Here is a 23299-nt window from a genome sequence, read left to right as displayed (position 1 = left end):
GATCCACACCCCTATTGCCGGGCGCTCTTATCGAGAATTCAGGATAAGCGGGGCGATCAACCACCACTACCGCGCCGGCGCTCAGTCCGAGCCGAATATCAGATGTTCATGGATGCGGGCGAGCTCGCGCTCAAGAAAGTCGAGAAAATCGTCGACCTCGTATTCCCGATACCCACCGGAAAGCCAGGTGGTATCGAATTTTACGGCACTGATGTCGGCTGGCGTGAGACGCGAACGAAACGAATCAGAATCCCGCTTCCGGCTACCCGGGGAGGATTTCGCCAGAGCGTGCAGGCCAGCCAGTTCCTGGGCTACTCGGTCGAGGAACTCATCCACCTGATCAGCCTTGTAACCAACGCACAGGCGCGTCCGGGTGAATGACTTCCCCGCCACCTCCGGACCGGTTATACCAGGATGATAGGAGACACCGCGGTCACCCGGCCGGTCAGCGTCCGAAACCGCGGACACGAACTTCTGGAGGTTTGCGAACTCCCGCGCGACGACACCGAGGAAGTCATCCACCTCCTGTTCGCGGTAGCCACTGAGAAATTTCGCCGGATTGAAGGTCGTCGCGCTGATCTCCCCGGGCGTTACGAGCAGGACGAGTTCACGTGGATCCGGCCGGTACCCGCTCTCGACAGATCGGACGAGGGCGTGCAGGCGGTGCAGTTCCGCGGCGGCTCGATCGAGGAAGGCGTCAACACCGACCATCGTGTAACCGTCGTGCAGCCGGGTCGCGCTGAACGCCTTCGTGCTGAGGTCCTGAGACGTCACGATCGGACGGTAGCGAACGGAACGGCCGGTACCGCGTTCACCGCCCGACAGCCGTAGCGGTGGCTGCGACTGCGACTGCGACGGTGGCTGTGGCGACAGCCGCCGCGCCAACGGGGTCACCGCCACGCCGGTGGCCCTCGCATCAGCGGGCGGCGTCGGAGCCGACGCGGCCGCTCCCCGCGGCAGCCGTGGCTGGATCGGCAACGGCATGGTCTGCCCCGGCTGAAGCTGTCGCGGCACCTGCACGACATCGCCGTGCCGCGCGAGCCCACTGTTGTTCCGCACGGCCTCTTCGTGCCGCGCGATGTCATCATGCCGCGCGATATCCTCATACGGAATACCATCATCGTGCTGCGCGGCACCCGCGTACCGCGCGATACCGTCCGGCCAAAGAATCGCCGGGCGGACGAGGGCGTCCAACGGCGCGCTGATACGGCCGGCGAGGTCCGCCGCCCAACGCCCGACCGACACCGCCACCGGCGGCTCGCCGTCCGGCGGCGGCCAGTGCATGGACACCCGATGAGCTACCGCCCGCGCCAACAGATCGGTCGTACCACCCGCGATCAGGTCGAGGTCCTTCGACCACCGGACCGCGACGACGAGGTCGGGACGGGCCAGCTGCCGTTCGAGCTGAAGGAAACGTTCCAGCTCATGCCGGCACTGGGCGTTCCGGAAAAAAGCGGGAGTCATGACCGCGATGAGGATGGCCGCGGCGCTCGCTGGGTCTGCGGTGCCGGCGATCCGCTCGTTCCACAACTCATCCCAGCGATCATCCCGGCGATCGTGGAGAACCTGGAACGCGGCATGGCCCGTTCGGGTTCGAATATCCTCCTCGAGTGCCGCCGCGAGTTCCCCGAGGGACGCACCGTGACGCGCATGGTCCGCATCGGCATAGCTGAGGAAGGCGACCGGCGCCGAACCAGGCTGGCTGGGCACAGGAACCTCCCGCGTGACGCCGCGCGGAAACGCACTAATCAGGGACCTTTTCACCGTTCCTGACCATATAGTGAGCGGACGGATCCGGCGATGTGATCCAGAAAATGACACCCTAAGGCTAATAAAATATAATCATCTGCATCATCAATAAAATTGCATCAAATTAATAACAATCGCGGCAGCGTACGCTGCCATTCATGGCGGTAACATGACAGGCCGCGTGGGTGGCCTCGTGCTCGCCGCCGGAGCCGGCCGCCGGTTCGGCAGCCCCAAGGCCCTGGCCATGCTGGACGGTGAGTTGCTGGTCGAGCGGTCAGTCCGGCTGGTCGCACGGGGCGGCTGTACGCCGGTATTCGTGGTGCTCGGAGCACACGCGGCCGAGGTGGCCAGGGCGGCGAATCTGCCCAAGGCACAGGTCGTTCCAGCCCCCGACTGGGCCGAGGGCATGGGCGCGTCACTGCGGCGTGGGCTCGGCGCGGTTGCGGGCACCAGCCTCGACGCGGTGGTCATCACGCTCGTCGACCAGCCCCTGATCGGCGCGCAGGCCGTGCGCCGGCTGATCACCGCCCACGCGTCCGGCGCGGCCGCGGCGGTCGCCACCTATAACGGGCAGCCACGCAATCCCGTTCTGTTACGACGCGAAACCTGGACCGAGGTATGCGCTCATGCCCGTGGCGACATGGGCGCACGTGCCTGGCTGCGCGCCAACCCCGACCGGGTCGTCATGGTGGCGTGCGACGATACCGGCCGCCCCGACGACATCGATACGCCTGCGGACCTCGCCCGCCTGTCAGCCGCCCGCGGCCGGTGACCCGGGCTCGGCCGACGGCCGGCGGTGCAGGTGGAAGACCCGGTGCTGGATGCGCCACCCGGCCGGGGTGCGGACGACCGTGTCGGTGTACCGCCCGGACCCGGCCCGCCGATCGGGCAGGATGCCGATGACCCGGCTGTGCAGTACCGGCTCACCGCCGTCCTCGGTCACGTAGATGTTGGTGATGTGATGGGCGAGCGGATGCTGCGAGCCGGCCATGAAGCGCCGGATGGCGGCCAGGCCCTCCAGCTGCCCATCGCCGACGTCGCGCAGGTCGAACACCGCGTCCGCGGCGAAGACGTGCGCGAGCCCTGGCCAGTCCCGGGCGTCGATGAGGTCTCCGTAGCGCGCCGCGATCTCGTGCAGCGCCAGTCTGTCCGCGGTGTCGATGCCCACTGCCCGTCCTCGCCCCAGCTGCCGGTCATGGCACCCGGCGGCCACTCCCGCCCGGTACCGCCCGCAGCGTGCAGCGTACTGGACGTCGATCGCCGGCCGCGCCCGTCTCCCGGCCAGCCGGCACGGCGGCCAGGCAGCGATCACACGCGGTGGGTCGACCCAGACCGACGGCACACCACCCGTTGCGAACCGGCGGCCGGACCGTCCGGCAGGCCCGCAGCGGCGCCCCCGGACGGCTGATCAGATGCCGAACTGAGCCCCCGCGCGCAGCGCAATGATCGCTCCAGCCACGACGATGACACCTGCGGTGGCCACCGGTGCCCACCTGGTGGCCACCGCGGTGAACCGGGGGGCGGCGCTGCTGGCTCGCCGCAGCAGAGGCCGATGCGCCCGGTCCAGCAGAATGCCGATGCCGACCAGCGCGAGGGCCATACCTACGCCGTAGGCGAACACCAGCACCACACCGAACCAGGCGCGCCCGAGCGCGACAGCGCCCAGCAACACGACGACCGCGCTCGGAGTCGGCACGAGACCACCGGCGAAGCCCATCGCGAGCAGACCGCGCAGTTTCGGCGTTCCCGCTGGAGAGGGGTGGGAATGCCAGCGGCCACCATGCGTATGACCATGGTCGTGCCGGTGGTCATGACCATGACCGTCACCATGACCATGGCTGTCAACGTGGGCATGGGCATGGGCATGGCCATCGGCTCCGGCCGGATGGGCACGCCCGCCATTATGATCATGATACTCATGGCTGATCCGGCGAAACGCGAGCCGGCTGCGCAGGAGCGCGACGCCGAGGCTCACCATCAACATGCCGCTGGCGACGCCGAGCCACGGGTACAACCGTTCCGGCGCAAGGTCCGTCGACACCGTCAGCGCCATCCCGAGCAGCAGCACGCCGAACGTGTGGGTCACGGTCACCGCCAGCGCCATCAGGGCAAGTTCCCGCCGGGACGCCCGGTTGCCGGCGATCCGGGCCGCCATCACCGTTTTGCCGTGCCCCGGAGCGAACGCGTGCACCGTCCCGAGCCCGACCGCCAGCGCGACCGCCAGCAGGCCCATGCCGAACGACAGCGCCCGGCGCCCGGCCAGCTCGGTGAAACGCGCGGTGAGCCCGCTCCCGCCAGGGCCGGTGCCGCCTGGGGACACCGCGGTACTCTCCCGGCCGTCAAGGGGGTCGACGGCCGGCGGACCACCCGGCCGTACCCGCAACGTGGCGCTGGTGACGTCGGACGGGCTGGACAGTGGGTCCGCCGGGTAGGACGCGAGCAGCCCGCTCGGCGACCGCGCGGGAACGTCGCTGGCCACGAGTGTGGTCCGATCGCCCAGCGCCACCGTCTCGCGCCAGCCCACCCGGTCTGTATAAGCCCGCAGCGTGTACCGGACGGACGCGGGTGTGTCGCCGGTCTCAGCCGTGTACCGGCACACCAGCCGCAACAGCGACAGGCCGCCCGCCCCCGGCGGGAAACTCAGGGTGGCCGTGGTTGGCTCGAGCGGGCGGACCCGGCTGTCCGCGGTCAGCTCGGCCTGGCCCGCGATACGCCCGCACTCCTGCTCCCGCCAGGTCTCGGCACCGGCGGCATCGATCGCCGGGCGGCTCTGGGCGGTCGGGATCTCGGCCATATCCACAATGACGTCGACACGTACCTGGTCCGGCTGCACCCGCAGCACGCTGCTGGTGTTCACGGTGAAGTTGCCCAGCGGATGAGCGGACGCCGCTCCCGCCGGCAGGACGGCGAACGCCAACGCGATCATCGCGACGGCCGGCCATCGCCAGCGGGCGGGCAGGCCCGGCCGCCTCGCCGCCATCACTGGTCACCAGCAAGGGCCGCCAGCAGCGTCCGGGCGCGGGGGGCATGCAGCGGTGAGAAATACGGGTCCGTGGCGAGCGCGGCCCGCAGGTCGGTCATGGCCGCGTCCCGTTGCCCGAGCGCTGCTTCGATCACGCCGAGGTGATAGCGCAGCAGGGCACGCCGCGTACCGAGCGCAACCGCGGCACGGGCGTGAGCAAGGGCCTCGGAGTCCCGTCCGAGCTGGTGCAGCGCCCAGGCGTCGGCGTCCTGGACGAAAATCCCGACCCGGGTGTTGAGCTGGGCCGCGGTGACCGCGTACGCGGCGGTCGGATCACCATGGTCGGCCTCGAACAGCGCCAGGTCGACGCCGACGTCCACCCGCTGCTCGCGGAACAGCTCAGCGGTGGTCCGGACCAGTGCGTACTGGGTCCGTGCCTCGTCCATCCGGCCCACCGACTCCAGCAGCTCCCCGTATTCGACGACCAGTGCCGGTGCCGGCATCCGGGTCACCACGCGCTGGTAGTCGGCCAGCGCGCTGTCGATCTGGCCGCGGGCCGCGGCCACTCGCGCCCGCCCGGCGAGCAACGTCGTCGAGGACGGATCTTTTTCCAGGCCCCGGCGGTAGGCATCATCGGCGCCGTCGAGATCACCGCTGTCCCGCGCGAGCTCACCGAGGTGGAAGAGGGCGAACGCGGCATCCGTCGGGGAGGTCGCGTCGGTGAGCACGCGCAGCATGGCATCCCGGGCATCCGCGGTGTCGCCCCGCAGCTCGAACGCGTAGGACACCCGGGCCAGCGAGGCGACATCCGGCCGCAGGTCGACCGTGTGCTGGACGGCCTCCCACGCCTGCGGGTAGCGGCCCAGCTCGATGAGGGCGTCCGCGCGTATCCCGCTGGCGGCCGCGCCGAACGGATTGATCGTTGTTGCCGCGTCCGCAAGCCGCAACGCCTCGACAAAATCATGGCGAGCCGCGGCCAACGCCGCCTGCCCGGCGAGCGCGGCGTCGTTGTCGACCGGATGGACGGCCAGCGACCGGGCGAGCGCGCTCTCGGCGCGCGGGTAGTAGGTCGGGTCACCCGTGACCCTGGCCCGCTCGACGTATGCGGTGCCCAGCGCCGACCAGGCCGGCCAGTCACCGGGAACGAGGCTCAGATGGCGCTGGAGATCGCCGATCGCCCGGGTTGGCACGTCCCGCGGCCCGGCCGCGGTGGCCTGGGGCACTGGCGCCCGCGCAGCGGTGCCCCCGAGCACGCCGGTGGGGATCAACGCCGCTCCCGTCAGCAGAGCGGCCGCGGCCGCCGTCACCACCACGATCGCCGTGACGGCCCGTCGTTTCCTCATCTGGTTCCTCTCCCAGTGCCGGCCTGCACAAGGCTGTTCGCGGCGGGCACGCGTCCGGATGGGAGAAAACCTGTCGGCTTCCTGACACGCGACCAGTCGCCGACACCCATCCGAACGGCCGCGGCGCACGAACAAGGAGATGTCGCGGGCCGGCAGTCAGGCTGGCCCCTTCATCATCCGAGGGGAAGATCATGATTGAGACAGCTCCCGCCGGAGGGGCACCTCGCCCCCGAGGCGGGTCGCGGGGCCGACCCGCACGGCGTGGCCTCGCGGGGATCGCGGGCATCGCGGCGGTGGCACTCGGTGTCGGTAGCGCGGTCGTGGCACTGACACCGGCGGCGTCGATGGCGTCCAGCCACCGCGAGGCACCACTGGTCAGCACCGACCCGACCATCGACAACACCGACACCTACGCGTTCGTCAGCCCGGACGACAAGAACTCGGTGACGCTGATCGCCAACTGGATACCGTTCGAGGAGCCCGCTGGCGGGCCGAACTTCTACCCGTTCGCCAACGACGCGCAGTACGACATCAACATCGACAACGACGGGGACGCCAAGCCGGACATCACCTACCGGTGGACGTTCACCAACTCCTACAAGAACCCGAACACCTTCCTGTACAACACCGGTGTCGTCACCTCCCTGGACGATCCCGATCTGAACTTCACCCAGAGCTACCGACTCGAAATGATCAAAAAGGGCAGCTCCACGGTGCTGGCCGACAAGGTGCCGGTGGCACCGTCCAACGTCGGTAAGGCATCCATGCCGAACTACGCCGCCCTGCGCGACCAGGCGACCCAAGCCCTGCCCGGCGGGATCAAGACGTTCGCCGGCCAGGCCGACGACCCGTTCTTCCTGGACCTGCGCGTGTTCGACCTGCTCTACGGGGGCAACCTGTCCGAGATCGGCAAGGACACCCTCGCCGGCTACAACGTCAACTCGGTCGCGCTCAAGGTGCCGGCCGCACAGCTGGCGCTCAAGGGCGACGCGGGCCGCAACCCGGTGATCGGAGTGTGGAGCACCACCCAGCGGCGCAGCACCACGATGGTCTCTCCGACGAACAGCTCCGGCCGCGCGATGAGCTTCGGGCAGTGGTCGCAGGTGTCACGGCTCGGCTCGCCGCTGGTGAACGAGCTGGTCGTCCCGGTCGGCCAGAAGGACAGGTTCAACGCTTCGACACCGTCGCGGGACGCCCAGTTCCTGAATTACGTCACCGACCCCGAGCTGGCCCGGCTCATCCAGGGCATCTACAAGATCCCAGCGCCGAAGACCCCGCGTAACGACCTGGTCGCGGTGTTCCTCAGCGGTATCAGCAAGGGCAACCTCGGCGTCGACCTCACCTCGCCGACGCTGAACAGCGACGCCAGTGCTAAGGACATCGCCCCGTCCGAGCAGCTCCGGCTCAACATGTCCATTCCACCGGTGGCGAACCCGAACCGGCTTGGCGTGGTCGGCGGCGACGTGGCCGGCTTCCCGAACGGCCGGCGACTGGCCGACGACGTGGTCGACATCGAGATCCAGGCCGTTGAAGGCGTCCTGCTGCCGAACGCGCCGGCCGCCGTCAAGGGGCTGGGGGACGCCGTGAACGCCAACAACACACCCTTCCTGGGCGCTTTCCCCTACCTGGCGCTGCCGACCTCCGGCTCACGCTGACGCTGACAGCGACGCTCGGAAATGACCAAAGCGGGAGAAGGGCCGCAATGATGATGATGCCTGCACCACCATCGATCCGGCTGGCAGTAACGGCGGCGGGCCTGTTGGCCGTGACCGGGCTTGCGGCCGGCTGCGGTGGCGACACGACCGCGGCCGCCAAACCGCTGCCGGCGATCGAGACCTTCCAGGCCGGCACCTGCCGGGATGCGGCAGCCGGGCTGGTCGACACCCTGCGCATCGCACGTAAGGGCAACGACAAGCCGGATGGCATCAAACTGGTCGCGACCGACCTGATCGCCCCACAGGAGAAGCTCTACGACCAGATCCCGACCGCGGGCGAGTTCGCCCCTGATCTCGAACGGATCACGACCGCAATCGGGTTCCTCCGGCTGCGCGTCGATACCAGTACCTACGAGCCGAAATTACTGACCGAGGTGACGACGACGACCGAAGCGCTGGTCAACCGCTGTACTTCCAGCCGCTGATCTTCCTTGTCCTCACGTGTCTTCGCGGTCTTCCCTAGCGGGCACCGCCGGGGGTCGGAGTTCACGATGGACCGACGATCTCCGGCGGCGCCAGGCAGGGTTGACCACAGCCAGCCCGCCGTGCTCTCGGGCGCTTCCGGCGTCTTGAAGCAACCGGCAGCAGGGGAGGCGGCGCCGCGGGGCTGGGGCACGCACCCCAGCCCCGCTCCTTGATCTACGCTCCTACGGCCCAGCACCGGTCGCCGCGTTCAACGCATAGACGCGGGTGTCCAGGCTGCCGACGTAGACCAGGCCATTCGCGACCGCTGGTGACGAGTCGTCGACCGGCCCCTGAGTCACGTACCGCCACCGCAGTTTCCCTGTGACGGTCTCCACCGCGTAGACGCAGCGGTCGCGACTACCCACGTAGACCAGACCGTTCGCCACGGCCGGTGACGAACGAATGCCATTGTCGGTGGGAAACCGCCAACGGTCCCGACCCGTGCTGGCGTCCAACGCGTAAAGATGGCCGTCGTCGCTCCCCACGTAGACCACCCGGTCGGCCAGAAGCGGCGTGGAGACCACCCCGTTATCCGCCGTGAACTGCCAGTTCAATGTTCCGGTCGCGGTGCTCAGGGCGTAGACGTTGTGGTCGTCAGCGCCTATCCACAGTGTTTCGTCCGACACCGCGGGCGAGGAGTCGACGGTGCTGCCGGTGGTGAAGCTCCAGCGTCGGCGTCCGCTAGCGGCGTCCAGCGCGTAGATGTTCTTGTCCCGACAGCCGACGTAAACCCCACCGCCGTATACGGTGGGGGAAGAATTGAACCAGTCACCGCCGGTGAAACGCCAGCGCTCAGTGCCCGTGGCCGCCTCGACCGCATAGAGGTTCCGGTCCCGGCAGCCGATGTAGACCACACCGTCAGCCACCGTCGGCGACGAATGCATCACGGCACCCGCCTGGAACCTCCACACCACCTGGCCGGTCTCAGCGTTCACCGCGTGCAGGTGGAAGTCGTTGCACCCGACGTACACCACCCCGGCGGCGACCACCGGGGACGACGTCACCGAGCCGCCCGTCTGGTAACGCCACCGTAGCCGTCCGGTCATGGCATCGATGGCGTACAGGTGGGAGTCGTTGCTGCCGATGTAGACAACTCCGTCGACGACCGCTGGGGAGGAGTACACCTCAGCCCCGCAGGTGAAGGCCCATGGCCGGGATGCGCCGCTGTCTGTGCCGCCGTCCGTGCCGCCGAGCAACCGAGCCGATCCCCAGACCGCCGCGCCGATCGCGCCGGTGACCGCGGCGGCGCCCGTCGCCCGCAGCAAGGTTCGCCGCTGCACCCGCGCGGGTTCGGCCCGGCCGGTCGGACCCACGGGACCCACGGGATCCACGGAACCTGAGGGACCTGAGGGACCCGCGGGAACGGCTCCGCCGCCGTGGGCCAGGGGGAGAAACTCCCCCGGTGGGAGGGGCGGGGTCGGCGCGATCAGCGGCGACAGCGGCGGAGACGGGGTGGAGGTCACCTCGTGGGAGTCACGAGCTGGCCTGGGCTGGAGCGCCGGGCCGGACATCGCGTCAGGTGGGCCGGCGCTGCGGTACCGCCGCTCGTAGGCATCCACCAGCTGGTACCCGACCCGCGGTAACCAGTATTTGGCGCCGAATCCGCCCGACGTCCGCAGCCAGGTCCCAGCGATCTCCTCCAGCAGCTGGTTCGGGGTGGGCCGCAGCGCCGGATCACGCTGGGTACAACGTCGGATCAGCTCGACGAGCTCCGCTGGCACCCCGGTGAGGTCCGGAGGATCACAGAGCAGTTGAGCCAGCACGTTCACGGGTGTCTCGCCCCGGTAGGGAAGGCGACCCGTCGCCGCATACAACAGGGTGGCGCCGAGTGAGTACACGTCGGTGGCCGGTGTCACCGATGAGGTGTCCAGCGCCTGTTCCGGGGACATGTACTGGGGCGTTCCGATCACGGTGTGGGTGAGCTGCGCACTACTGTCCGCCGTCCTGACCAGCCCAAAGTCGATGACCTTGGGATTCTCCTTGGTCACCAGCACATTCGACGGTTTCAGGTCCCGATGGATGAGCCCCACGCGGTGGATGGAATCCAGCGCCTCGGCGATCCCGGCCGCGAGCCAGGACACCGCGCGGACCGGCAACGGACCGAGCCGGCGCACCAGCAGATGCAGAGATGGCGCGGGCACGTACGCCGTGGCCAGCCACGGCATCACCGCGTCGGCGTCGGCGTCCACCACGGCTGCCGTGAACACACCGCTGACCTGCCTGGCCGCCGTGGCTTCACGTGCGAACCGCAGCCGGAATCCCGGCGCATCCACCACGTCGGCCCGTACCGTCTTGACGGCGACAAGCAGGCCCGACCGGGACTGGCCGAGATACACCCGGCCCATCCCGCCGGAGCCCAGCCGGCCCATGATCCGATACGGACCGATCGACCGTGGGTCCTCGGGCAGCAGCGGTTCGTAGGGGTCCCCGGAAAAATCCTTCACTTCGCTCACACCGGCATCCATCGGTCCCTGCCGTCCGGACAGAACATGACGGGCTATTCACAAGTCCCGACAAAGATTCGACGCACGCGCCCCAACCCCGTTTCTTGATCTACTAACCTATTGCCGGGCGCCCTTAATGACGCTCCGACCCGCAACGATGTCATGATCCAGATCATGTGGCCAGAAATTTGCGCAACGGCGGCCGGCGGCAGAAAGCCGCATCAGACATACGGTGCTCCCCCAGTCACGCGACGCCGCTCCCTGATCGAACGCCCTGCTGCCGGAGCTTCTTAAACACAGCAGGTCCGCGCGGTCAGCGCCATCATCGTCCCTCTACCGGACGGTCATTGACCGGGCCGGGACCGCCGACACTCACGGTGTCCGTGATCCCCGTCCCCGTTCCCGGCGTTGGAGCCGGGCCCGGACCCAGCGCCTTGCCGACCGCCGCCGCCAGCCATGGCGCGAGGCTGCGCATTCCCGCGGGGGTGAGGTGGACGGCATCGAAATAGAGCGGCTTGCCGGTGGACGTGCGGGTCCAGCAGTGCTCGGCCTGGCACAGCGCGGCGTCCACATCCAACAACAGCACCTGCGGATACCGGGCGGCCGCTTCGGTGATCAGCGCATTGAAACAGCGGCTCGACCGCGGATCAGCCTCGCCCGTGACATCGCGGGTGTCGGCCAGCAGGACCGGCCGGCCCGGGGCCGCCCGCGCCCACACCTGGGCTGCCTGGTCGAGCTGTTTGCGGTACAGCTGCCGGTACTCCACGTCGCAGGGAGAAATCACCGAGCCGCGATACAGGCGCGCGTCCGCGTCCGTGCTGAGATCCACCATCAGGACATCCGGACGGCTTTGGGTGATACGCGTCCGCCACTGCTCCGGCCAGTTCACGCATGCGGCCGAACGGGTGGGCACCGGCGGCGGCAGCTGCGCGGCGGCGGTGACGCGGGCAAGCGGGACCGACGGCGGCGCCACCGGATACAGCCCGCACCCGGGCAGCGAGCCGTCCACCACCGAGTAGCGGCCATCGCCGTGCCGACCAAGCGCCGAGGCCAGGTCGCTGGCGAACGAACCGCCCAGCGCCAACAACACCGGCTCTTTCCCGGGCCCGGGGCCCGGCCGTCTGTCGACCGCGGCGGACAGCCAGCCGCCACCGGCCGCGACCGCCGCGTACGCCAGCAGCAGCGCCGGGGCGGCCCATCGCACCCGCCAACGACGGGTCCGCAACCGTCCGACCAGCCCATCCTGTAGCAGCAGGCCGACGAACCACACGAACCCACCCCCGACAAGGAGCAACGCGGCCGGCTGCGCACCCGTGAAGGCCTGCCTCAGCAGCCAGAACGCAGGAAGATGCAGCAACAGGAGCGGATAGGCCATCCGGCCCAGTTCCACCGGTCCCCCACGGCTGAGCAGCCACTCGATCGGGCCGTGACGGAACGCTGTGATCTGGCGATCGACGCTCGCCAACAGGAGCGCGACGCCGCCGGCACTGGTCGCCGGCCCCGCCCCGCGCAGCCAGGCAGCGGGGTGAGCGGTAGCGATCATCCCGCTGATGACCAGCACGGTTAATCCGGCCAGCCCGGCGATCGTGACCCACCAGACCCCGGCAGCCCGCTGGGCGTCGCCCGCGGCGACCGATTCAGCCGGCGTCCTCGCCGCCGCTACCAACCCGGCCGCGGCGGCGCCCAGCAGCCATTCGGCTGCCCGGACATGGCTGCCCAAAGCCAGTTCCGCAAGGTCCGCTCCGGAAGCGGCCCGCACCGGACCAACCAGGCAGGCCGCGGCGGCCAGCAACAGGCACAGCATCACGGTCAGCCACGCCGCGCGCCCCGCGTCGTCGGTCCTGTCATCAATCCTGTCGTCGGTCCTGGTGAACCGCCTGCCCATCCACCGGGTGAGCCACCATATACAGCCCAACAGCAACGGCCACAGCAGCGCGAACTGTTCGATCAGCCCCAGCAGCCACAGAACGCCCAACGGATCGATCTGGCCGGGGCGGTCCGCGTACCAGTCACCGCGCGAGGCGATGATTCCGTCCCGCACCACGAAAAGATCAAACCAGTTCCCGAGGTGCGCCAGTCCAGCGACCGCCGCCATCGCGAGCCGCCGGGCCTGCTCCGGCGGGCTGAGCAACGCGGCCAGCCCGAGCGTGACGGCCAAGGCGAACAGGGCGAGCGGGACACGGTGCTTGAAGTGATCGCGATACCAGTCAGCCAGCGGGATCCGGCTGTCCGGCCGGGAGTATGCGGCTGTCAGAAGAGCCCGGGTCGCCAGGTAACCGGAGCAGGCCAGGACCAGATCGGCGCCGAGTAATTCCGCCCGGAAACCCCCGGAGCTCTGGAGCATCACCGCAAGCACGGCCAGCCCGGACACGCCCGTCACCGCACGGGACGGGAGAGTGCTCAGCGTCCCTCCCCCCAGGCCGAAAAACAGTCCCTGATCGCCTGCTCGGCCGGGCGGCCGATGAACGACTCATGGCGGTCCCGCGACGAGTCGACGGCTGCCGGATCGATGTGGAAATCCACCCGCCACCAGTAGAGACCGGCCAGGGCCCGCGCCCGCGCCACCCGGCAGGCCGCGATGAACCAGCGCTGCTGGAGTTCCGGAACCGCCGGCGTACCGTCGATCTGCGGATTGGCCGGATGCCGGTAGATGCCGGCCTGCGCGGCCGCCCCCACCTCATACAGCATCACCTGTGGCATGGGCCCCGGCGCCCGTTGATCCAGCCACCTGTCCCAGGCTGCGGTCAGCTCGGCCACCGAAGCGGTGTCACCCAGCGGAAGCTCCGGGTAGGCGTCCACACCGACGCGATCCACCGGCATCCGGGCACGGGTGTGCGTGAAGATGTCCCAGTTGAACGCATAGCCGATCTCGCCGGTGAACACCGTCCGGGTGTAGGCAGCCAACTTCTCCCAGCGCGGGTCACCTTCCAGCGAGTTGAGTTCGGTGCCGAGTACAACCGTGTTGATGTGGTGTTGTTCAGCAAGAGCCAGGTAAGGCGCGAGAAAACCGCGGTACGAGGCGAACCAGGCATCCCTGCTGACCGGATTGAGCGTACCCCGCCAATCCCGCGGGTTGGCCGCGACCAGCGACTTCTCATCGAGGGTCGGGCGCAGGGTGATCCGTAGCCCCGCCCGCGCCGCCTCGTCCAGAAGAATACCGAGCCGTTCCGGTGCCGGCGTGCCCCGGGCGCCGTGCACCGTGCTGGAGCGGACCGTGTCCGTGAAGAAGGGAAAGGACACGCTTATCGCGTTGGCATCCAGATCGACGACGTAGTCGGTGACCCGCTGCGCCTTGAGGGCGATCATCTGCGCGGATTCATCGGGATTGTCGTCCCAATAAACCTGCACGCCGAGCTCAGGCCGGCCCGGCCGCCAGGGAAAGGCGATCCGAGGCCCCGAGGCGGCGGCTGGAACACCCGCGTCCCCGGTCGCGGGCTCCTGGACGGCCGTCCGGAACGAGGGCGTGCGATCGGCCGGCGCGGATGCGCAGCCAGGCACCGCGGCGAGCCCGACCACTATGACAAGCAGCGCTCCCGCCGAGCGCGCCTTAGAGCGACCGGCAATAGGGACGCGGCGTCGCGGGGCTGGGGCACGCACCTCACCGCGTTGTCGTCGGTCGACACCCCAAGGACCAGGGTGACTCCCTCCTCCGCCTTGCGATGTACGCACCCCAGCCCCACTCCTTGATCCACACCCCTATTGCCGGGCGCTCTTACCAGCGACGGTCACATCGGCTTCGCGATCACAGTGAAGGTTGATTCGCCGTTGCGCAGAAAACGCACCAGCCCCCGGAATACCGCCACCGCCTCCAGCAGGGAGAACACCGGTATGAGGAACAGCAGGCAGGGAAGCTCCCACCACAGCCGCCGGAGCCGCCCGGAGGCCAGCGCGTTGATCTTCATTCCCTCCCAGTACAACCAGACGCTGTACGCCATGTTCAGTGCCCATATCGGCAGGACCACAGCACTGGCCGGCGAAGTGTCGGTGTCACCGAGAAGAGCACCGACCAATATGATCAGACCAAGATGCTGAACAGGCCCGGAGGCCCATATCACCACATTGTGCAGTAAGAGTAACCGGCGACGCAGCGGGATGGTGCGCTTGGCCGAAAGCATGAACAAGCCCCAGGCCCAACGTTCGCGCTGGCGAATGAAGTCGGCGACAGTCGCCGGTGAGGCACCGTAGGAACGGCCGGGGAACCAGTCGCTGCGGCGAGGATAGCGATCACAGAAACGCAACGCGAATTCAGCGTCCTCAACAATGGACTGCGGGCCGAAGTCCCAGCCGATCGCGGCCTCGACCGAGGCTCGCACCAGCAGCAGTTCCCCGTGGAGCCCGGCGCGCGGCATACCGCGGCCGGTGGTGGCCGCGAACATACTGATGTCGCAACCGGGGCGAACGGCGTCAGCCAGCCACAACAGCGGGTTCACCGCGTGTTCCCGCGGGTAGCTGAGAACGCCCTGGGCGAGATGCCGCGCGTTCTCCCCGGCCAACCACTGTGCGTTGATGAAGCGGGCCACGGCCTCGGCGGTGTCGGGGCCGACGCCGGTGTCGTCATCCATGTGCAGCACCCACACGTCGCTACGGGCCTCACCCTCGGCGCCGCGGAGCTCATTGACGTAGTGATTGGCTCGGGCCTTGAAACGGGTCCCGTTGGGAGTCCGGTAATCACGCGGCACGGTGACAACGCGGATCCACCGGTTTCCCGCGGCCATCCTGACGATCTGTTCGCGGGCCTCGCAGCCCTCCTCGATGACCACGTCCACGCGCAGGTTCGGGAAGTAGGCCGGCAGATAGCGGCAGAACGAGCTGACCACTCGGGCCAGCGCTGGATAGGTGTCATGCCGGCCGATGGTGGGGACGACCACCACCAGCGGATCGTGCACCAGGGCCGCGGTGGGCGGCAGCCCGCGGTCCCGCCGGATCCGGGCCATCGCCAGCAGGCCGCCTGACAGGCCCAGGATGGTGCCTGTGACGGGCAACGTCCAGACCACAGTGGCGACGCCACCGAGGAAACCGAAAGCGGGGTCGCGTTCCCAGGTCCACCAGCCGAGGACGGAAAAGATCAAAAAAACGAACAGGAACACACCGAAACCGGGCCGCCATGCCCCTTGCCGCTCCCGCGGCCGGACCAGCGGAGCCGTTTCGGGCTCGGCGGGGTGCGTCCATAACGGGGATTCCCGGTACATGGCCAGCTGATCAATTGTCGTCACCTGGCTCCCCCGGACGTGAGACCAATCACGGTCTTTGGAGAATACGCCCCTTAGGCCGGACACGCCGGATTGGCCTCCGCACCAGCCGTGAACGGCCGTCGCGGTAGTCGTCCTGGCACCCCGTTACCGGGGATGGCTCCCAGCCGAACCATGTCCGAAATGCCCAACCGACGGACACATCCGCCCAGCATGGCCCGCAAGAAGTGTTGCGGTAGTTGACGGGTAGATAACACGAAGACCGTCATAGTCAGAATATTGTGTATCGTCCGCATTGCGGCCGGTAAGGAGCCAGAAGTGGTCTCCGTCGCCGTCGAACCGCTCAACCGCGTCCGTCCAGGCCCGGTAGATCGCATCGCGAGTGGCCTCGTCGGCTCTCCATCCGAACTCCTCGAGCACCGCCGGCTTCCTCACCGCACGAGCGTCACGGATATGGTCATGAATCCACCGGATGCCCCATTCAGGAAGCATATCTCCCCACTGCTGGGGATAAAGGTGAAACGTGCCGTAGTCGACCGCGGGCAACGCGATGAGCCGCTGCCAGACCACACCATCATGATCGGAATATGGGTAGCACGGCTCATGGGCGCGGCCATAGAAGCCCTCATCACCGACCGCGACCAGCTGGCGAGGAGCCAGCTCCTTGACGTAACGGCTCATCTCATCCGCCCAGGCGACCAATGTGTCACCGGATGTGTCGGACGGGCAGCGGGGCTCGTTGGCCAGTTCCCATGTCATGATCGCCGGATCGGAACAGTACCGCATCCCGGTGTACCGGTTCCGCCGGCCGATCACATGTCGTACCCAGCTCCGATAGCAGTTCTTGATGTCACGGCGCCGGAAGAAGTCGTCATGCTCGGCGGAGAACCAGGTGGCGTACTGCGGGATCCCGCCGAAGTCAGGCCAGTTGTTCGTCAGCACGATCACCAGGCGAAGCCCAAGCTGACCAGCCCTGAAGACGGCGTGGTCCAAGGGCTCGAAACCGTCCTCGTCATAGCTGAAGGGCGCCGGCTGTAGCACGGTGCCGTCGGCGGGAGCGCCATCGAGGAAACCCCAGCAGCGCACCACCCGCAGCCCGATCAAGCTGGCGTCCGTGAGCACGCTGTCAGCCATGTGATGGTTCTTGTAATGGAGGTAGTAGTTGTTGGTGCCGGCAAACCGGAACCGTCGGCCGCCGATGGCAAAACCACCGCGGCTCACGGTGACGAAGGCACGGGGGGCGTATCCGCCGGGCGGAGGGCCTGATCGTGAAGGCGGTCCGTCATGACCCGTCACCATCCGCCAGCGCCCTTCGTGGCTTCCTGGGGCTGCGCCAAGAGGGCGATCCCAGCTGGCCCCGGTGCGGCGTCGGCGCCGGCGCCGTGAGCGCAGATCCATGCGTACCCGATCCAGGTGGGGAGGCGCTCGCTGGCATCGAAGGCGTCGCTGATCTCGCGGCCGGCATCGAAGGCGTCGAGGAGCTGCCATTCGTCGCCACCGATGCGGTCAGGTCCGATGGTTGCGATGATACGGCCGGCCACGGCGGTTCCCGCCGCACGGACGAGAGGACAGAGGTGCCCGGCAGGGTGGCCATGCGGCAACCGTGGCCGGTGGCGGGCTGGTGCCGCTGGCCACGGTCCATAAAGGATGCGGCCAGCCTCGGGAAACCGCAGACTTCCATGGAGGGACAGCGGCAGCGGATCCGCTGGCACCAGCCTCAGATGGGCGGTGTCGGCCATGCTCTTCGGAGCTGGACGGACATTGGCTGACGGCATCGATGACCTTTCCGACGGCACCGGAACGGGGACGAAAACCATGGTGGACGATCGTCAGGGTGGCCACCTGCGGACCCCCGACGGGTGTGCCGCGGAGTCACCTTCGTGAGAATGACCGGGCACACCTCTGCGCAGGCACGCTCCGACGATCACCAACCGTGGCGGTTGCGCCGACGCCGGCAGTGGCCGAACGCCACTGACATCCGCCGGATCGGCTCCGAGCCGGACTACCGTTTCACCCTGGCCAACGAGCGGACGTTTCTCGCCTGGATCCGCACCGCGCTGGCGCTGCTGGCGGGCGGTATCGCGGTGGTGCAGGTCGTGCCGGACTTCGGCTTCCCGGGCAGCCGCCGCGTCCTCGGCATCACGCTCGTCGTCACGAGCATCGTGATCTCCGCGACCAGCTACCGGCACTGGGCGGAGGTGGAGCGCGCCCTGCGGCTCGGGCAGCCGCTGCCTCCGTCCCCGTTTCCCCGCCTGCTAGGTATCGTGATCACAGTGGTAAGCCTGATCGTTCTGGCGTCCCTCCTGTACAGCTCAGGAGGTGACGCCCGGTGACCCGGCCCAGACTCGGGCACCCCGGCGAGATCCCCGACCCGGGGCTGCAGAGCGAACGCACCTACCTCGCCTGGCAGCGCACCGGCCTGTCCTTCGCCGCCGTCGGCGTGTTCCTCGTGCACGAGAGCGGTCATGTGGGCCATTCGAAGCATCTGGAACAGCTGAGCCACCTGGCTGTCGTACTGCCCGGGATTCTCGGGCTGGCCACCGGGGCGTTGATCATGCTGCGTGGGCTCCTGCGCTACCGGCAGGCCGTCACCACGGCGCTGACGGGCGCCGGCTGCATGTCGGCGCCCGCAGCCGTTGCCGCGGTGGCCGCCGTCGCGACCCTGGTCGCCGTCGGGGGGTTCCTCATCCTGCTGACAGGTGCTTTTTAGCGGCCTTTCGGGCACCAGCGTGCCGTCAAGGTGTTCAGGTGTTCAGGTGTTCCGAGGTGCCAGTGCCATCCATCAGGTGAAACGCCGCTGGCCATGCCCCTCAGCTGCCGTTGCCTCGGTACGCGCGTGGGTGCGGGTGGCTTCGGTGACCGCGGGGACGCCGAAGCCGGTAGAGAGAAACATGTCCACAGTAGCAAGATCACGCCGGGCGCCCCGCATCCGGGCCGCCATGAAGATCTTCGTCAATCCGGTAGCCAGAGCCGCAAGAGCAACCCAGAGAACCAGCAGAGTAAGGGAGCTCTTCGGGTAGCCGACAGCCCAGAAAGCGACCCCGATCTCGAACATGCCGACAGTCAGCGGCATCCACCACTGCGCGGCCCCGTGAAGGTCCGAGACTTCCGCCCCAGGACTGTCCGCGGCGCGAAGATCGGAATGTCGAAAATCGGCACCGCGGAGCTCGGCACGGCGCGCGACGAAAGCGTTCACGACATCGAAGATTCCCTTGCCCAGCAGATACCAGGCCACGATTCGAGCCACTACCGTGAAGGTCGGATCAGGCCAAACCAGCGCGACCACGCCACCAGCGGCAAAAAGCACCGCGAGCAGGGCGTGCGACCAACGCCAGCCCCGTGCCGTCGCAGTTGTGGCGAGCAGCTCGCTCGCCACACTGACAAACAGGACGACACCGAGCAATACCGCGATGGACCGTGCGGTTGTCAGCTCGAACTGAAGTATCGCCAGGGCGAACAAAGCCCAGGCGATCCCCACAGCCAGAACAAGCCACCACGAAACGGCTCCCGCGCGTTCGCCGTCCCGGTGAGCCGGTGCTGTTGCGGCGCTCACGGCATCTCTCCCATCGTCCGGTCTGGCCGATACCGGTGGGCGACGAACGGCACCGCGGCCTTGCTCGCCGTTCGTCGCCCACGCCATCGTCCACCGCGGGGTCACTCCTGTCCTTATATAACCTATTTATACCCATATAAACCCGGCGGACGACGGGTTGACCGGCCCGGAACTCATCACCCTTTCGTGGCCCACGCGCCGTGATGCCCTTGTCCGGGCGTCTCATGCCTGTCGCGACAAAAAATCATGAAGAGCATGAAGAGTCCGTGCCCACAACAGCCCACAACCGGTCTGTGCCCACAACCGTCGCCGGACGGAGGGCAGCGCGCCAGGCCGGCCGGCCGACAGCGCAATCTCCGTCGACCACGGCGGGAAGGCCGTCGTCTTGCCAGCCGCGGAAGCCACCGGCAAGACGACGGCGTGTATATGGCCAGATACGGCTGGATGTAGTTACATGAGGCCGGATGTACCGTGGGCCAGGCGCCTGTCACCCTTGCGTGGACTTCCTGATAACCCGCATGACCGCCGCCGACAACCTTCCACAGCACGTCCCGGGCTCAACGAAACTCCGCTCCGCAACCAGCCTGAGTCTTTACGCCGGCACGCCAACGTCAAGCGCGCCAACGTCAAGCATTGCCTGCGACCTCGCGCTCATACCGGTCCCACACCCGGTCCGGAATTGCTATGGCTACGTAGTAGGGCAGCCGCCAGTGTCGCAGCAGAGGCAGCCACCCCTGGTATTCTTCCTCCCGAATGGCAGCCACCTCGTCCGCAATCTTCTGACGGTATGCCGCACACGCCTCGTGGCAGGCGTAGCTTGCTTCCTCGCGAGCTTGCCGCATTGTAGTGACCTTGGCTGCGGCGATCCGCTCAGGTGTGCGAGTCCACCACTTGCGGTCGGGGTTGAGCAGGCTCCCATTGCTCATTGCCCTTCTCCTCCGGCGGTGCTGTCTCCGGAGCTCATGTTGTCCAGCTCGACCTCATCGAGGGGTCCTCCTGCTTCTGGATATGACTTGGACTACACTGTGACGAAGCGCGGTACGCACCCACCCGACGCCGCGATTCCGATAACTGCTTACGCAACACGACCTTGGATGGCGACCCGCTCCGGCTTCTATTTTTCAGTCATTCCGGGCACTCTCGGCGACAGCTTCACGACACTCGGAATTTCATTCATAAATCTTAGTCAAATGATTTTGATCATCAAATTTCCATCAATCGAAAAACCGTTAAAAATCTTGTAAAAACAGCCATACTGTTTACATCCCACTCACAGTCAGCCCAATTTTCACCGCACCCTGACATACCAACATACATAAACCGTTTACGTTTCTTTCAGAGCCTGTTCTGAATATTGTGTTCGGACGACGAGTCACGTCCAGATGATTCCTGGAAAGACAGCAGGCCGAACCGACGTCGGATGATTTCTATCCGTTTAGAGCGCGTATCTGGCCGTGATCAAAGAATCAAATGGTGGTCCCGTGCGAGCTCCTTGATCCAAATCATCGAGGCGCGCAGATAAGAGCGCCCGGCAATAGGGGTGCGGATCAAGGAGCGGGACTGGGGTGCGTAGATCGCGAGGTGGAGGAGGGAACCACCCTGGTACTGGGTGGTGACCGACGACAACACAGCGAGGTGCGTGCCCGAGCCCCGCGACGCCGCGTCCCCTATTGCCGGGCGCTCTAAAGGCCAGCAAGATAGCCGCCCGAGGTCTTGTCACTGTCGGTCAGGCACCGAACTCCCTCGGCATCTCTCGCCGCTGTCCGCCTGTCCGGAACCGCCAGACCGCTCCCTCGAACTGTGCCCGCAGCCGCCGCGGGTACGGCCCTAACCTGCCGATCGGCAGGTTAGGGCTCGATGGACTCCCACTCCTGGTCTGTCAGTTGCGTCTGTGCCATACACGGCGACCTACCCAGCCGGAGTGTCCGTCCAAGAGTGAACCCGTCCAACATCATCGAGCCACGCCACCAACAAATCAGGGTCAACCACAACAGGGATAATCATAAATCCATCACACGTAAACAACGTGTGATGGAACTCCTCACCGTCGAGTCACCCCTAACCCGCGCGGAGATCGCCGCCCGCCTTTCCTTGGGCGACCGGCAGGTCAGCTATGAGCTGACCAAGCTGATCACCGAGGGACTGGTCACCAGAACGACCGCAGCCTACAGCGACCCTAATGCCGCGTACCGCCTCGCGAACCCACCGGTATGAGTTCCACACCACTTCGGTTGCCGGCCGGCCTGATCAAGGGCCGCTACGACGTGGTGGGCCAACGTCGAATGACGTAGTCCCGGATCTGCTGGATGAGAAGCTGCACAGAACTGAAGCTCCCGCGGCGAATCAACATGGATGGAACTACGGAGCGTCGCGAACTACCGGGTTCTACCGGCCCGCCTGCCCAGCGCGGTAACGCCACGTCGATCGGTCAATCCAGTGCGGCCGGTACGTACTAAAAATGCGAGACGGTCGTGGGAGTGCGACCCGTGGAAAGATCGCTGGACTCGTGACGTCGCGCCCGCAGGAAGAGGATCGGTGACATCGAAGGGGCCTGGCCCGCCGCGGACCGCGCGCTGTTCGCGCTGGTGGACGTGGCCCGTGCGCACGCCCAGCGCCGCGACCGCGGGGGCGCCATCGCCGCGCTTCTGGAGGCCGAGCGCATCGCGCCCAAGCAGATCCGAGACCAGCCACAAGTCCTGGTCCTGGTCCGAGACCTGCTCCAAGACCCTGGCGGATGTCTACTGACGTCCAGCAGTGCAGGCCGCAGCCTCGGGACCATCCACCGATGTCTACGGATGTCTACGGATGTCCATCCCCGTTGCAGTCCGTCATGGCCCCTGGCGGGACCACCCGGGACAGGATGGAACACGACAGGGGGCTTGGTTGTCCGACAACATCGGGCTACTTCCGACTCAGTACAACTACAGTTCGGAACCGCTTTGGACACAGGTAACGGAACGTGAGGAGCTTCCCGACCAGGCGTCCCGCGCGGCGCAGCCACGGTGCCGAACCGACCAGTGCTCTCCGGACCGCGTCGGCACGAGTGGAAGAGCGTGTGTGCTGTTGTGACGGGGACGGTGTCCGGTTGTCGCCGGTAGACTGGGTGCGTGACCGCAGCGTACGACTACGAGGATATGCACCACCTGGTGGACAGGCTTTCACTGGCCCAGGTGCGGCATCTGCGTGTGCTGGTCGAGTCCGACCCGGAGCTCTCGCCGCTGGTGGGGGCGGAAGAAAGGGAGGATACCCCGGTCCGGCAAGGGCTCCTGTCGTTCATCGGGAGTATGGAGTCCGGGCGTGGTGATTTGTCGGAGCGGCACAATGAAATCATCCGGGAAGGCTTGAGCTTTCCTGGATGAATACGCTTCTCGATACGGGGCCTCTGGTTGCCGCGGCTGACCGGTCCGACAAGAATCATGTGGTGTGCTCCGAGTTGCTGGGGAAACTCGCGCGTGGGAAGGGCAGGCTGCTGGTGCCCTCTCCGGTCGTCGTCGAGGTCTGCTGGCTGGTCGAGAAGTTCCGCGGCCCCGAAGCCGAGGCAGATTTTCTCGAACTGGTTTCCGCTGGGGAACTTGAGCTTGTCGAGATCACTCAGGCTGACGTCCGGCGGATGGCCGAGTTCGTGCGCCGGTATGCGGACTTCCCGTTGGGTGTGGTCGACGCTGCGGTGATTACCCTTGCCGAGCGGCTCGGTGTTCGCCAGGTGGCGACGCTCGACCGGAGGCACTTCTCAGTGGTCCGGCCCCAGCATGTGGAAGCGTTCACGCTCGTGCCGTAGCAGCTCGGGATCGTTCCGGTGGGGCCGTGCGTTGGTCGGCCTATAAAGATTTCGGGTGCTTCAGCGGCTGCGCGGGGCGACCGTCTACCAGTGGACTAAGA

The 23299-nt window shown here is 67.2% G+C and carries 20 protein-coding genes; 8 read left to right on the top strand and 12 right to left on the bottom strand.

The features are described from left to right. Window positions 1-81: 81 nt before the first annotated feature. Window positions 82-1710, bottom strand: coding sequence for a DivIVA domain-containing protein (locus MJ797_RS00760; RefSeq protein WP_239330029.1), 1629 nt, complete (start codon window positions 1708-1710; stop codon window positions 82-84). A gap of 208 nt (window positions 1711-1918) precedes the next feature. On the opposite strand from MJ797_RS00760, the gene MJ797_RS00755 reads away from it, so the two are divergent. Further along, window positions 1919-2521, top strand: a complete 603-nt coding sequence (locus MJ797_RS00755; RefSeq protein ID WP_239330010.1) for an NTP transferase domain-containing protein — start codon at window positions 1919-1921, stop codon at window positions 2519-2521. Here the strand turns inward: MJ797_RS00755 and MJ797_RS00750 are convergent. The 3 genes from MJ797_RS00750 to MJ797_RS00740 all read right to left on the bottom strand — a co-directional run bounded on the left by MJ797_RS00750 (window position 2501) and on the right by MJ797_RS00740 (window position 6054). Further along, window positions 2501-2917 (bottom strand): nuclear transport factor 2 family protein, encoded by a 417-nt coding sequence (locus tag MJ797_RS00750; RefSeq protein ID WP_239329992.1) that lies wholly within the window; start codon window positions 2915-2917, stop codon window positions 2501-2503. The genes MJ797_RS00755 and MJ797_RS00750 overlap by 21 nt on opposite strands. Window positions 2918-3157: 240 nt before the next feature. Beyond that, the gene (locus MJ797_RS00745; protein ID WP_239329974.1) at window positions 3158-4729 is read right to left on the bottom strand and encodes a nickel/cobalt transporter; all 1572 of its coding nucleotides are present in this window, start codon (window positions 4727-4729) and stop codon (window positions 3158-3160) included. Next, on the bottom strand, window positions 4729-6054 hold the full coding sequence (locus MJ797_RS00740; protein WP_239329959.1) for a lipopolysaccharide assembly protein LapB: 1326 nt from the start codon (window positions 6052-6054) through the stop codon (window positions 4729-4731). Before MJ797_RS00740 ends, MJ797_RS00745 begins: the two co-directional genes overlap by 1 nt. A gap of 191 nt (window positions 6055-6245) precedes the next feature. Between MJ797_RS00740 and MJ797_RS00735 the strand changes: the two genes are divergently transcribed. Both MJ797_RS00735 and MJ797_RS00730 read left to right on the top strand, forming a co-directional pair. Beyond that, window positions 6246-7709 (top strand): DUF4331 domain-containing protein, encoded by a 1464-nt coding sequence (locus MJ797_RS00735; protein WP_239329946.1) that lies wholly within the window; start codon window positions 6246-6248, stop codon window positions 7707-7709. A gap of 56 nt (window positions 7710-7765) precedes the next feature. Further along, entirely contained in the window at window positions 7766-8194 is a 429-nt protein-coding gene (locus tag MJ797_RS00730; RefSeq protein ID WP_239329930.1) for a hypothetical protein, read from the top strand. 222 nt (window positions 8195-8416) lie between these two features. Here MJ797_RS00730 and MJ797_RS00725 read toward each other — a convergent pair whose 3' ends face one another. The 6 genes from MJ797_RS00725 to MJ797_RS00700 form a co-directional block, all read right to left on the bottom strand. Beyond that, a complete protein-coding gene (locus MJ797_RS00725) occupies window positions 8417-10687 on the bottom strand; it encodes a PQQ-binding-like beta-propeller repeat protein (protein WP_239329927.1) in 2271 nt (756 codons plus the stop codon). Between the two features lie 313 nt (window positions 10688-11000). Next, a complete protein-coding gene (locus MJ797_RS00720; protein WP_239329911.1) occupies window positions 11001-13049 on the bottom strand; it encodes an SGNH hydrolase domain-containing protein in 2049 nt (682 codons plus the stop codon). Window positions 13050-13078: 29 nt separating this feature from the next. After that, window positions 13079-14275, bottom strand: a complete 1197-nt coding sequence (locus MJ797_RS00715; protein ID WP_239329894.1) for a hypothetical protein — start codon at window positions 14273-14275, stop codon at window positions 13079-13081. Between the two features lie 128 nt (window positions 14276-14403). Next, complete coding sequence (locus MJ797_RS00710; protein WP_239329891.1) at window positions 14404-15891, bottom strand: glycosyltransferase family 2 protein; 1488 nt, start codon at window positions 15889-15891, stop codon at window positions 14404-14406. A 123-nt stretch (window positions 15892-16014) separates the two neighbouring features. Further along, complete coding sequence (locus MJ797_RS00705) at window positions 16015-17088, bottom strand: cellulase family glycosylhydrolase (protein WP_239329874.1); 1074 nt, start codon at window positions 17086-17088, stop codon at window positions 16015-16017. A 71-nt stretch (window positions 17089-17159) separates the two neighbouring features. Continuing rightward, window positions 17160-17408, bottom strand: coding sequence for a hypothetical protein (locus MJ797_RS00700; RefSeq protein ID WP_239329862.1), 249 nt, complete (start codon window positions 17406-17408; stop codon window positions 17160-17162). Window positions 17409-17753: 345 nt separating this feature from the next. Between MJ797_RS00700 and MJ797_RS00695 the strand changes: the two genes are divergently transcribed. Next, window positions 17754-18200 (top strand): YidH family protein, encoded by a 447-nt coding sequence (locus tag MJ797_RS00695; protein WP_239330198.1) that lies wholly within the window; start codon window positions 17754-17756, stop codon window positions 18198-18200. Beyond that, the gene (locus MJ797_RS00690) at window positions 18197-18577 is read left to right on the top strand and encodes a DUF202 domain-containing protein (protein WP_239329859.1); all 381 of its coding nucleotides are present in this window, start codon (window positions 18197-18199) and stop codon (window positions 18575-18577) included. The genes MJ797_RS00695 and MJ797_RS00690 overlap by 4 nt, the downstream gene beginning before the upstream one ends. 72 nt (window positions 18578-18649) lie before the next feature. On the opposite strand, the gene MJ797_RS00685 is transcribed toward MJ797_RS00690, so the two are convergent. Together MJ797_RS00685 and MJ797_RS00680 are read right to left on the bottom strand one after the other, a co-directional pair. Continuing rightward, window positions 18650-19420, bottom strand: a complete 771-nt coding sequence (locus MJ797_RS00685) for an HdeD family acid-resistance protein (RefSeq protein ID WP_239329839.1) — start codon at window positions 19418-19420, stop codon at window positions 18650-18652. Window positions 19421-20046: 626 nt separating this feature from the next. After that, entirely contained in the window at window positions 20047-20346 is a 300-nt protein-coding gene (locus tag MJ797_RS00680; protein WP_239329820.1) for a hypothetical protein, read from the bottom strand. Window positions 20347-21355: 1009 nt separating this feature from the next. Between MJ797_RS00680 and MJ797_RS00670 the strand changes: the two genes are divergently transcribed. The 3 genes from MJ797_RS00670 (at window position 21356) to MJ797_RS00660 (ending at window position 23198) form a co-directional block, all read left to right on the top strand. Then, on the top strand, window positions 21356-21634 hold the full coding sequence (locus MJ797_RS00670) for a winged helix DNA-binding protein (RefSeq protein ID WP_239329817.1): 279 nt from the start codon (window positions 21356-21358) through the stop codon (window positions 21632-21634). A gap of 893 nt (window positions 21635-22527) precedes the next feature. Then, a complete protein-coding gene (locus MJ797_RS00665) occupies window positions 22528-22779 on the top strand; it encodes a hypothetical protein (protein WP_239329801.1) in 252 nt (83 codons plus the stop codon). After that, on the top strand, window positions 22776-23198 hold the full coding sequence (locus MJ797_RS00660) for a type II toxin-antitoxin system VapC family toxin (protein ID WP_239329768.1): 423 nt from the start codon (window positions 22776-22778) through the stop codon (window positions 23196-23198). The genes MJ797_RS00665 and MJ797_RS00660 overlap by 4 nt, the downstream gene beginning before the upstream one ends. Window positions 23199-23299 lie beyond the last annotated feature (101 nt).

The sequence above is a fragment of the Protofrankia sp. CiP3 genome, assembly GCF_917627345.1.
In the GTDB taxonomy this organism is placed as follows: domain Bacteria; phylum Actinomycetota; class Actinomycetes; order Frankiales; family Frankiaceae; genus Protofrankia.
Note: the sequence above shows the minus strand (reverse complement) of the source record. Positions and strands in the feature narration are given on the sequence as shown.